This window comes from Kitasatospora sp. NPDC059571 (assembly GCF_042735675.1).
In the GTDB taxonomy this organism is placed as follows: Bacteria; Actinomycetota; Actinomycetes; order Streptomycetales; family Streptomycetaceae; genus Kitasatospora.
The window spans coordinates 1-11,154 of sequence record NZ_JBHWBW010000244.1 but is presented as its reverse complement, the minus strand read 5'-3'; the positions used below and the strand labels follow the sequence as shown (position 1 = coordinate 11,154).

The 11,154-nt window shown below is 75.3% G+C and carries 10 protein-coding genes; 5 read left to right on the top strand and 5 right to left on the bottom strand.

Annotated features, from left to right (window positions below; genetic code table 11):
* Positions 1–151 precede the first annotated feature (151 nt).
* Complete coding sequence (locus tag ACFV0G_RS24275) at positions 152–1,075, top strand: carbohydrate kinase (RefSeq protein WP_380551634.1); 924 nt, start codon at positions 152–154, stop codon at positions 1,073–1,075.
* A 12-nt stretch (positions 1,076–1,087) separates the two neighbouring features.
* On the opposite strand, the gene ACFV0G_RS24270 is transcribed toward ACFV0G_RS24275, so the two are convergent.
* From ACFV0G_RS24270 to ACFV0G_RS24260, 3 genes are all read right to left on the bottom strand, one after another.
* Positions 1,088–1,924 (bottom strand): DUF4239 domain-containing protein, encoded by an 837-nt coding sequence (locus ACFV0G_RS24270; RefSeq protein ID WP_380551631.1) that lies wholly within the window; start codon positions 1,922–1,924, stop codon positions 1,088–1,090.
* Between the two features lie 270 nt (positions 1,925–2,194).
* Positions 2,195–3,136 carry an ornithine cyclodeaminase family protein gene (locus ACFV0G_RS24265; protein ID WP_380551628.1) on the bottom strand — a complete coding sequence of 314 codons (942 nt, stop codon included), beginning with the start codon at positions 3,134–3,136 and terminating at the stop codon, positions 2,195–2,197.
* Complete coding sequence (locus ACFV0G_RS24260) at positions 3,133–3,927, bottom strand: IclR family transcriptional regulator (RefSeq protein WP_380551625.1); 795 nt, start codon at positions 3,925–3,927, stop codon at positions 3,133–3,135. The genes ACFV0G_RS24265 and ACFV0G_RS24260 overlap by 4 nt, the downstream gene beginning before the upstream one ends.
* Before the next feature lie 106 nt (positions 3,928–4,033).
* Between ACFV0G_RS24260 and ACFV0G_RS24255 the strand changes: the two genes are divergently transcribed.
* Complete coding sequence (locus ACFV0G_RS24255; RefSeq protein WP_380551621.1) at positions 4,034–5,344, top strand: amidohydrolase family protein; 1,311 nt, start codon at positions 4,034–4,036, stop codon at positions 5,342–5,344.
* Entirely contained in the window at positions 5,341–6,408 is a 1,068-nt protein-coding gene (locus ACFV0G_RS24250) for a dipeptidase (protein ID WP_380551618.1), read from the top strand. The genes ACFV0G_RS24255 and ACFV0G_RS24250 overlap by 4 nt, the downstream gene beginning before the upstream one ends.
* Positions 6,409–6,452: 44 nt before the next feature.
* Here ACFV0G_RS24250 and ACFV0G_RS24245 read toward each other — a convergent pair whose 3' ends face one another.
* Positions 6,453–7,256 carry an alpha/beta fold hydrolase gene (locus ACFV0G_RS24245; protein WP_380551615.1) on the bottom strand — a complete coding sequence of 268 codons (804 nt, stop codon included), beginning with the start codon at positions 7,254–7,256 and terminating at the stop codon, positions 6,453–6,455.
* Positions 7,257–7,450: 194 nt separating this feature from the next.
* Between ACFV0G_RS24245 and ACFV0G_RS24240 the strand changes: the two genes are divergently transcribed.
* A complete protein-coding gene (locus ACFV0G_RS24240; RefSeq protein WP_380551612.1) occupies positions 7,451–7,945 on the top strand; it encodes a peptidylprolyl isomerase in 495 nt (164 codons plus the stop codon).
* 95 nt (positions 7,946–8,040) lie between these two features.
* Here the strand turns inward: ACFV0G_RS24240 and ACFV0G_RS24235 are convergent, their stop codons facing one another.
* A complete protein-coding gene (locus ACFV0G_RS24235; RefSeq protein ID WP_380551609.1) occupies positions 8,041–8,703 on the bottom strand; it encodes a TetR/AcrR family transcriptional regulator in 663 nt (220 codons plus the stop codon).
* A gap of 155 nt (positions 8,704–8,858) precedes the next feature.
* Here ACFV0G_RS24235 and ACFV0G_RS24230 point away from each other — a divergent pair, with 155 nt between their 5' ends.
* A complete protein-coding gene (locus ACFV0G_RS24230) occupies positions 8,859–11,105 on the top strand; it encodes an MMPL family transporter (protein WP_380551606.1) in 2,247 nt (748 codons plus the stop codon).
* Positions 11,106–11,154: the final 49 nt, after the last annotated feature.

The following is an 11,154-nucleotide window of genomic DNA, read 5'->3' as shown; positions in this document are numbered from 1 at the left end:
GGCCCCCCTCCCCCGCCGCAGGCACCCCCCGGCCGGGGGCGGCGGCCGGCGGCGGGGCGCCGGCCGGGTCCCCGCCGGGCGCGCCGCCCGCGGCCCGGCCCGACCCTTCCGACCGTCCCCACAGCCCCCGAACCAGGAGCAGTCCAGCACCATGGCAGAACCGAGCACCCAGGACGCGGCCGTCCCCGAGCCCGTCGAGTTCCTCGTCATCGGCGAGTGCGTCGCGGACGTGGTCCGCACCCCAGGTCGGCCCGACCGCCCCCACCCGGGCGGCAGCCCCGCGAACGTCGCCTACGGACTGGCCCGGCTGGGGCGGCAGGCCGTCCTGCTCACCCAGCTCGGGCAGGACGCGATGGGCGACCTGATCCGCACCCATCTCGCCTCCGCCGGCGTGGCGGTCCTGACGGACGGCCAGGACGTCGGCACCCCGAGCGCCGTCGTCACCCTCGGCGAACACGGCCGGGCGGAGTACGAGTTCGCCATCACCTGGAGCCTCGGGCCGGTGGCCGCCCCGCGCGCCCGGCACGTCCACCTCGGCTCTCTCGCGTCGGTGCTGGAACCGGGCGCCGGTACGGCCCGCCGACTGCTCCGCGACCTGCGCGGGACGGGTGCGACCGTCTCGTACGACCCCAACATCCGGCCGGCGCTGTTCGGGGAACGGGCGGCCGGCACCGCCGCCGTGGAGGAGTGCGTGGCGCTCAGCCACCTGGTCAAGGCCAGCGACGAGGACCTCGGCTGGCTGTACCCCGGAGTACCGGTCCGGGACAGCGCCGCACGCTGGCTCGGCCTCGGCCCCCGCGCGGTGATCGTCACCTGCGGCGGCGACGGCGCGTTCGCACTGACCGCGGACGGGGAGTTCCGGGCGGAGGCGGACCCGGCGGAGATCGTCGACACGGTGGGTGCCGGGGACTCCTTCATGTCCGCCGTCCTCGCCGTCCTCGCCGGCCGCGAGCCCGATCCCGCAGCGGTGGGAGCGGCCCTGGAGACCGCGGTGGCCGCCGCGGCCATCACCGTCTCCCGGGCCGGCGCCCATCCGCCGACGGCCGGCGAACTCGCCGATCGGCTCAGGTACTGAGGCCCGCGGCGTTCAGCGGGTGGCCGGGCCGTCGGCCACGCCCGTCCCCGGGGCGACCGGGCCCGTCCAGAACTGGGCGAGCACGCCCTCCTTGAACGGCGTCGGACTGACGCTCAGCTCCCCGGCGAACGGGCGGTCCAGCACCAGCACCAGCAGCAGGCTGAAGCCGATCAGCGCGGCCACCGAGCTGACGAACAGTACCTGGATGCGGCGGCTGCGGATCCCGTACAGGAAGGTCAGCGGCAGGATCACCGCCGCACCGCCGTACACCAGGACCTGGAGCAGGCCCGGCAGTTGCTGGCTGCTCTGGGTGATCCTGGCGCGCCGCTGGCCGGCCACCTGGCCGAGGCTGTCCACGGCCTGGTCGTAGAAGCTCTGCTCCGCGTGGGTGTCCGGCTGGTAGCCCTGCAGCGCCTGGTAGACCGCCTCCAGCTTGGTCGCGGTGCGGTTGTAGTCGCCCTGGCCGTCGCGCATCAGCGGCCACTGCTGTTCCACCACGGCGTGCACGTACCCGCTGACGGCGCGGTCCACCTGGTCGCGCTGGGCGGGCGGGAAGGCCTGGGCGTCGCGGACGATCTGGGCGGTGGCGGTGGCCTCGGTGGCGACGACGGTCTCGGCGGTCTCCAACTGCGTCCACAGGGTGACGATGACGAAGGCCAGGATCACGCCGTAGATCGCGCCGAACATGCTGAGCGCGACCCCGACCATGTCGTTGTGGTCGCCGCTGGCGGTCTGCGGGTATCGGCGCCGGGTCAGCGCGCTGCCCAGCGCGGCGATGACCACGAACCCGCCGACGACGATCACCGCGAGGGTGAACGTCGACAGGTTGTTGAGCAGCCAGGTCTCCACGGTCAGGCCTCCCCGGCGGCCGTCGGGGCTGCGGTCGCGGCGGGTCGGTGCAGAGGGCCGCCGTCGGCGGGGGACGGGGCGGGGAGTGTGATCACGGGCCGAGAGTAGTGGCCGCGTCCGCCGCGGGGGCCGCCGACGCCAGCGGGTCACCCGAACAGGCCGGATCCCGGCGGGAGGTTGACCCCTGGTGCCGTCAACTCTCCTCCGGACGAGGAGATTTGGGTGGACCGACAGGGTGATCGGATGTCAACCGCCGGCACCCGGCGACCGCTACAGGTCCACCTCCGTACCGAGGCCGCCGGCGCGGGCCAGGCGGTAGGCGACCGAGGCGGCGGCGACGTCCAGGGCCGCGTGGCCGGTGGACTTGAAGACGGTCAGTTCCTCGGGGGAGCGGCGGCCGGGATGGGTGCCGTCGAGGACCGCGCCGAGCAGGGTGAGCCGGCGGGCGGGGAGGTCCGCGAGTTCGTGCGCGCCGGCCGGCGGCGGGGAGGCGGCCCCCGGCCATTCGGCGAAGAGGGAGGCGGCGTGCACCGTGGCGGCGTCGAGTTCCGGCCCGCGCGACCCGCCGACCGAGCTGACGTGGGCACCGGGCGCCAGCCAGGAGTGGTCGACCACCGGCGCCGCCGTGTCGGTGCAGCAGAAGACCACCTCGGCGCCGGCCACGGCCCCCGCCACCGTGTCGGCGGAGGCGCCGGGCAGCAGGCCCGCGGCCTGCCGGGCGCGCCCGGCGTCGCGCCCGCCGACGACGACCGCCATCCCCGGGCCGAGGCCGGCCAGCAGCGCCACCTGGGCGCGGGCCTGGGTGCCGGTGCCGAGCACCGCCACCCGCCGCGGGGCGGGCCGTGCGAGGGCCCGCATGCTCAGGGTGGCGCAGGCCGCCGTCCGGACGGCGGTCAGCGGCTCGGCGTCCATCAGGGCGAGCGGCCGCCCGTCCTGCTCGTCGAAGAGCGCCACCACGCCGCGGTGGTTGCTGCGGCCCGGGCGGGCCGGGTCGCCGAAGACCGAGACGAGCTTGGCGGCCAGGCCCAGCCCCGGCACATGGCCCGGCATCGCGCCGAGCAGCCCGGCGGGCGCCCGGGCGGCGATCCGCGGCGGGACGGACACCTCGTCGCGGGCGATCGCGACCAGCGCCCGGCCGACCGCCTCGGTCACCTGCACCGGGTCCAGGGCGGCCCGGGTCTGCGCCCGGTCGAGGACCAGCACGCCCGTCATGCCGCACCGCCGTCCGGCCGGCCGGAGCCCGCTGCCGTGGCGGGCCCCGCGCGGCCGGTGAGGACGTGCTCCAGTTCGGCGGCCGCGGCCAGCAGACGGCCGGTCAGGCCCTCCAGGGCAGCGCCGTCGAACTCGGCGTCCAGCCCGACCAGGGTCAGCGCGCAGACGGGGGAGCCGTCGCCGGTGCGCACCGCCCGGCTGAGCGAGGCGACCGGTTTCTCGTTCCGGCCGCGCTCCAGGGCGACACCGGTGCGCTCGACCCGGGCGATGTCCGCGAGCAGGCCCTCGTCCCCGTCGAGGGGGTGGCCGGCGGCCTCGGCCGGCCGCAGATAGGGGGCCCGCGCCTCGGCGGGCAGCGCGGCCACCAGCGCCAGCGGGCCGGCGAAGCGGTGCACCGGCAGTGCCTCGTCGCGCAGATGGGAGATCATCGCGAGCCGTTCGGGCCGGACGACGTCCACCACCCGGGCCCGGTCGGCCTCCAGCACCTGGAGGTTGACCATCATGCCGGTCTCCCGGGCCAGGCCCTCCAGCACCGGCCGGGCCAGCGCGGCCAGCGAGTGGCGCAGCGCCGCGGCGGACACCTGGAGCGCCGCGGTGCCCGGCAGGTAGGTGTCGCCCACCCGCAGCACCCAGCCGCGCCGCACCAGGTCGAGCAGGATCCGGTAGGCCGTCGCCCGGTGCAGGTCGACCTCCCGGGCGAGGTCCGCGAGCCGGGCGGGCCGGTCGGCCCGGGCGACCGCCTCGACCAGATCGAGGGCCTTGTCCACCGCGGAACGGGGGCTTTGCGACATCCGACCTCTCCATCTCCTGCGCGCGCTGCGATACAGTGGCGCGACGTTTCGCCAGACAATACAAGTGTTACATCTGACGTAACAAGATTCGACCGAGAGGTGAGGGATGCCAGAGCAGGACCACGGTGCACCGACCCCGTACGCGCCCCCCGCGCCCGGGACCGTCACCGCCTACCGCGGCGCCACCCTGTTCGACGGGACGGACCGGCGGCCCCGCCCGTCGATGGCGATCGTGGTCGACGGCGAGCGCATCCGGCACGTCGTCCCCGACGCCGACCTGCCCGCGCTCCTCCCGGACGGCGCCGAGACCGTCGACCTCGCCGGCCGGTTCGTCACCCCCGGCCTGATCGACTCCCACCAGCACCTCGCCACCCCGCCCGACCGGCCCAGGGCCGAGGCCGTGCTGCGCCGCCTGGTGTACGGCGGCGTCACCGCGATCCGCGACATGGCCGACGACGTCCGGCAGATCGGCGACCTGGCCCGCGCCACCCTGGTCGGCGAGATCCCCGGACCGGACATCCACTACGCGGCCCTGATGGCCGGGCCCGGCTTCTTCGACGACCCCCGCACCCACCAGGTCACCCGGGGCGCCACCCCCGGGCAGGTGCCCTGGATGCAGGCGGTCACCGACACCACCGACCTGCCGCTGGCCGTCGCGATGGCCCGCGGCACCCACGCCGCCGCGATCAAGGTCTACGCCGACCTGGAGGCCGGCCTGGTCGCCGCGATCACCGCCGAGGCCCACCGCCAGGGCATTGCGGTCTGGGCCCACGCCGCGGTCTTCCCCGCCACCCCGCGCCAGGTGGTCGAGGCCGGCGTCGACGCCGTCTCGCACGTCACCCTGCTCGCGCACGAGACCGCCGACCGGCCGCTGACCACCTACCGGGACAAGCCGCCGGTCGACCACGCCCGTCTCACCGCGGGCGACGACCCCCGGATCGCCGAGCTGTTCGCACTGATGCTCCGCAACGGCACCGTGCTCGACGCCACCGCCGCCCTCTGGGCGAGCGGCGAGATGGCCGGCGACGGCCCGGAGGCCGCCGAACGGGCCCGGCTCACCAGCGACCTCGCCGCCGCCCTCACCGCCCAGGCGCACCGCGCCGGCGTGCCGATCTCCACCGGCACCGACTACGAGACCGCGCCCGAGGACCCCTTCCCGGCCCTCTACGAGGAGCTCGCCTTCCTCGTGGACCGCTGCGGCCTGTCCGCCGAGGCGGCGCTGCGCTCCGCGACCGCCGTCGGCGCCCGCAGCGCCGGCGCGGCCGACCTGCGCGGGACGGTCGAACCCGGCCGGCTCGCCGACTTCGCCGTCTTCGACGAGGACCCCCTGCAGTCCATCGCCAACCTGCGCACCGTGCACCTGACCGTCAAGCGCGGCCGCCGCCACGCCCGCGCCGACTTCGAGGCGGGCCGATGACCCTCTCCGCACCCCTGATCGTCAATGCGCTGGGGCAGCTGGACAACCCGAACGCGCCGAAGTCCGCCGCGGCCGCCGCCGGGCTCAACCAGTCCAGCGCCCAGCTCACCATCGACGCCCGCGCCCTGGCCGACGCGCACGCCTCCGGCCTGACCGCCGTCAACATCACGCTCGGCTACACCATGGGCGACCTGCCGCCCTTCGAGCACACCCTGGAGGAGATCGACGTCTGGGACGCGATCATCCGGGACAACGCCGCCGACCTGCTCAAGGTCCGCACCGCCGCCGACATCCGCCGTGCCGCCGAGGAGCAGCGGATCGGCATCGTCTACGGCTTCCAGAACGGGGTGGCCGTCGGCGACGACCCCGGGCGCGTCGCGCTCTTCGCCGACCGCGGGGTGCGCGTCGTCCAACTCACCTACAACCAGGCCAACCAGCTCGGCGACGGCTCGATGGCGCCGGAGAACCGCGGCCTCACCCCGCTCGGCCGCGAGGTCGTCGGCGCGCTCAACGACAGCCGGCTGATGGTCGACCTGTCGCACAGCGGTGAGCGGACCTGCCTGGAGGCGGCCCGGATCTCCCGTCAGCCGGTCTCGATCAACCACACCGGCTGCCGGGCGCTCACGGACCTCCCGCGCAACAAGACCGACGAGGAACTGCGCCTGGTCGCCGACCGCGGCGGCTTCGTCGGCATCTACTTCATGCCCTTCCTCGCGCTCTCCGGGCACGCCACCGCGGCCGACGTGGTCGAGCACATCGTGTACGCCGTCAACGTCTGCGGCGAGGACCACGTCGGCATCGGCACCGACGGCACCGTCACCCCCGTCGACGACCTGGACGCCTACCGGCAGTCCCTCGCCGACCACGTCGAGCTGCGCCGCGCCAGCGGGGTCGGCGCGGCGGGGGAACGCGCCGACACCCTGCCGTTCGTCGAGGACCTGCGCGGCGTGGAACAGTTCCGCGACCTGGCCCGGCTGCTGGAGCGGCGCGGCTACCGCTCCGAGCGGATCGAGAAGATCCTCGGCCGGAACTTCCTCGACTACGCCGACCGCATCTGGGCCTGACGTCCCGACCGGGCGCCGTGCCGAGCCGCCGCCCGTCGGCCCGGTCAGCCCACCGGCGGGCGGGCGGCGTGCCGGACGGCCCGGGCGACGGTCCGGGGCCGTGAGCGGTGCGCGGTGTGCCCGCAGTTGGGGAGGGTGACCACCCGGGCGTCCGGGAGGACGGCGGCGAGGTCGGCGAGGCGCTCGCGCAGGTGGGCGGGGCTGAGCTCGCCCTCCAGCAGGGTGACCGGCAGGCCGAGCGAGGCGTAGCGGTCGAGGCCTACGCCGAGCGCGTCCACGGCGCGGATGTCCGCCGCCCAGACCGGCGCCCGGTCGGCGGCGGTGGCCCGCAGCCCCGGATCGCGCACCAGCCGCTCCACCGCGTCGGCGGGCAGGCCGACGATGTCCCGCAGGTGGATCCGGACGGCCTCCAGGGGACGGCCGGCGGCGATCGCGGCCTGTGCAAGGTCGGCGGCCGGACCGCCGACGGGCGTCCGCGATCCCACCGGCGGCTCGTACAGGAACAGTCCGCCGAAGGAGTCGGGCCGCAGCACGGCCGCCTCCAGGGCGGCGACCGCCCCCGAGGAGTGGCCGAGCAGCAGGGCCGGCCGGCCGACGGCCGCGGCAACGGCCAGGATGTCCGCGGCCTCGACGGCCGTCGAGTGCCGCGGCCCGGCTGTGGCGCCCGGGGCGTAGATCCGCCGCTCGATCCGGACGACCCGGAACTCCGCCGCCAGCGCCTCGGTGACTCCGTCCCAGCTCGCCACCGACTCGCCGCCGCCGTGGACCACCAGGACCACGGGCCCGCGCCCGTCGTCGGCCGCGCGCACCACCGTGCCGTCCGCCGACACCGCATGAAGAACCGTCATACCGCGAGCATGCCCTACCCCGCGAGCGGGCGGTGACGGTGCCGCGCCTGTCGGAGCGAAGTGCCGTCCGGGTGCGAACGGTGCGGTCCGGGCAAGGCCGTCCCGGTCCGGCGCGGGGGCTCCGCGGGGGCGCGTTCCGGTCCGTGGGCGGGGGCTGTCGCGCCGCGGGGCTCGGGTCGTGCCATGATCCCTGCATGGCTTCAAACGTTTTCTTCGACATCACCATCGACGACGAGCCCGCCGGCCGGATCGTCTTCACCCTCTTCGACGACGTCGTCCCGAAGACCGCCCGCAACTTCCGCGAACTGGCGACCGGCGAGCACGGCTTCGGCTACAAGGGTTCCTCGTTCCACCGCGTCATCCCGGAGTTCATGCTCCAGGGCGGCGACTTCACCCGCGGTGACGGCACCGGCGGCAAGAGCATCTACGGCGAGAAGTTCGCGGACGAGAACTTCGAGCTGAAGCACACCAAGCCGGGCCAGCTGTCCATGGCCAACGCGGGCCGCAACACGAACGGCTCGCAGTTCTTCATCACCACCATTCCGACCACCTGGCTGGACGGCAAGCACGTCGTCTTCGGCGAGGTCGTCGAGGGCATGGACCTGGTGACCCGGATCGAGTCGCTCGGCTCGCAGAGCGGCCGCACCAAGGCGAAGATCACCATCGCCGACTCCGGCACCGTGGAGTAAGTCCTTCCCGCACGTTCACGATTCGATCGAACGCGGCCCGCTCCGGCGGGCCGCGTTCGCGCGTTCCGGGGCCCCGCGGGCACCGCCGAGCGCGGTCAGGCGGGCAGGGCGAGCCCCGCCGTGGCGGCGGCGACGCGGGTCTGGACCGCGAAGAGGCGGTCCCTGGCGTCCGGGTCGAGCGACCCGAGATGCCCGTGCGCCTCCAGCCAGACGAACCCGTGCACCGAGGCCCAGGCCAGCAGCACCGCCTCGTCGCCGTCCGGGACGAGCGGGTTGCCGCGCCGACCGAGCCGGGCGGAGTCGGCCATCAGGTCCCGCAGGTGCGCCATCAGGCGCTCGCCCGCCACCGCCGTCGGGCCCTCGGGCGGGGCCGCGTACCCGGGCACCGGCACGCCGAAGATCAGGGCGAAGCGGTCCGGGTTGCCCCGCGCCCAGTCCCGGTAGGCCGTGCAGGTGGCCAGGAAGCGGCCGTCGAGGTCGTCCGCCGCGACCTGCCCGCGGGTGGCCGCGAGCGCACTCGCCAGGCTGTCGAAGGAGTCCGCCACCAGGGCGGTCAGCAGCTCGTCGCGGTCCGCGAAGTACCGGTAGAGCGCGGGGGCGGTGAGGCCCATCGTGCGGGCGATGTCGGCGAACCGCAGGCCTGCGCTGCCGTGCTCGTGGATCAGCCGCAGCGCCGTCTGCTTGATCTCCTCGACGGTCGCCGCCCGCATCCGCTCCCGGCGGGAGGGTGCCGGCTGCGTGGTTTCCGTACGGCCCATCGTGCGCTCGCTCTCCGACCCGGACCGGCTGTGGGGGCGGTCCGCAGGAGCCGTGGTCCGAGTCGCTCGCCGCCAAGGTTACACTCTCATCACTTCAGTTACGCCACTTAACTCTTTGGGCCGGCCTCGCCGGACCAGGCAGACCAGGAGGACCCATGTCCCAGGCCCCGAGCGGAGCCGGACCGGCCCCCGCAGGACCGACGACCCCCCACCGCCCCGGCCCGCTCGGGCGCCTCGCCGGATGGAGCTTCCGGCAGCGCGGCCGCACCCTGCTGATCTGGCTGCTCGCGATCGTCGCGGCCTTCGGCCTCTCCGCCGCCCTCGGGGACAAGTACAGCGCCGACTACACCGCCCCCGGCTCCGACTCCAAGCAGGCCCAGCAGCTGCTCGCCCAGCACTTCCCGGCCAGCTCCGGCGAGAGCATCAGCCTCGTGCTGCACGCCGACGGCGGCGTCCGGGCCGACACCGTCCGCACCCAGGCCCGGGACCTCGTCCACAAGATGTCCGAGGTCGCGCACGTCCGCGCCGTCGACGACCCGTACGGCCCGCAGGGCCGGATATCCCCCGACGGCCGCACCGCCCTCGCCCAGATCCACCTGGACGTCGCCGGTGCGCCCGACATGCCCAAGGAGGACACCCACCGCCTCCTCGACCTCGCCCGGAGCACCACCGGCGGCCTCCGTGCCGACCTCGGCGGCATGGCCGTCCAGCAGGCCGAACAGGGCGCCATCGGCTCCGAGGGCATCGGCCTGGCCGCCGCCGCGATCATCCTCATGGTCACCTTCGGCTCCGTCGTCGCCGCCGGCCTGCCCCTGCTCACCGCCGTCGGCGGACTCGCCGTCAGCAGCGCGCTCCTGCCCGTCCTGGCCGCCCTGCTCCCGCTGCCCGACTGGTCGACCTCGCTCGCCGCGATGATGGGCATCGGCGTCGGCATCGACTACGTCCTGCTGCTGGTCACCCGCTACCGCGAATGGCGCGCCGACGGCCTCGACCCGCACACCGCGACCGTCGCCGCCCTGGACACCGCCGGACGCGCCGTCATGGTCGCCGGACTCACCGTCGTCACCAGCATGCTGGGCCTGTTCGCCATGGGCCTGTCGTTCATGCGCGGCGCCGCGTTCGCCGCGATCCTCTCCGTCCTCGTCGTGCTCGCCGCCTCCGCCACCCTGCTCCCGGCCCTGCTCGGCTACTTCGGCCGCCACCTCGACCGGCTGCGCCTGCCGCTGCCCCGGCGCGGCAAGCGCCCCGCGGCCAACGAGACCAGCCCCGGCTGGCTGCGCTGGAGCCTGTTCGTCCAGTGCCACCGGATCCTCGGCGCCCTCGTCGGCACCGCCGTCCTGCTCGCCCTCGCCGCGCCCTTCCTGACCGTCCGCTTCGGCTTCCCCGACGCGGGCAACGACCCGCAGGGCCGCTCCAACCGCGCCGCGTACGACACCGTCGCCGCCGCCTTCGGCCCCGGCAGCAACGGGCCGCTCGTGCTGGTCGCCGACCTGGCCCCGGGCACCCGCCCCGACGCGGCCGCCGGCCTGCCCGCCGCGCTGGCCGCCGCCCCCGGCGTCCTCGCGGTCACCCCGCCGCAGCCCAGCCCCGACGGCCGCGCCCTGCTGCTCACCGTCGTGCCGAAGACGGGCCCGCAGGCCACCGCCACCGAGGACCTCGTCCGCGACCTGCGCGACCGCGTCCTGCCGGCCGCCGCCGCACCCGGGGTCGCGGTGCACGTCGGCGGCGCGACCGCCAGCGCCATCGACAGCACCGACAACATCGCCCGGCGCATCCCGCTGCTGGTCGGCGGCGTCGTCGCGGTCTCGATGCTGCTGCTCGTCCTCGCGTTCCGCAGCCTCGCCGTCGCGCTGAAGGCCGCGGTGATGAACCTGCTCTCCGTCGGCGCCTCCTACGGCGTGGTCGCTCTCGTGCTCCAGGGCGGGACGATCGGCAGGCTGGTCGGCATCGACAACCCCACCCCGCTGCCCGCCTTCGTCCCGGTGCTCACCTTCGCGGTCCTGTTCGGCCTCTCCATGGACTACGAGGTCTTCCTGGTCAGCCGGATGCGCGAGGCCTGGCTGCGCTCCGGGGACAACGCCGAGTCGATCGTGCGCGGCCTCGCCGGGACGGCCCGGGTGATCACCGCCGCGGCGGCCATCATGGTCGCGGTCTTCGCCGCGTTCGTCCCCTCGCCGGACATCGCCATCAAGGTGATCGGCATCGGCATGGGATCGGCGATCCTCATCGACGCGACCCTCGTGCGCACCCTGCTGGTGCCCGCGGTGATGCACCTGCTCGGCCGGGCCAACTGGTGGCTCCCGGCGGCACTGGACCGGCGCCTGCCCCACCTGCACATCGAGGGCCACGCCGACCACTACCTGCCGGCCGCGCCCGCACCGGAGCCGGTGCCCGTCCACTGACACCGACCGCTGACACCGACCGCCGGCGGGGCGGGGTGACCTCCACCCC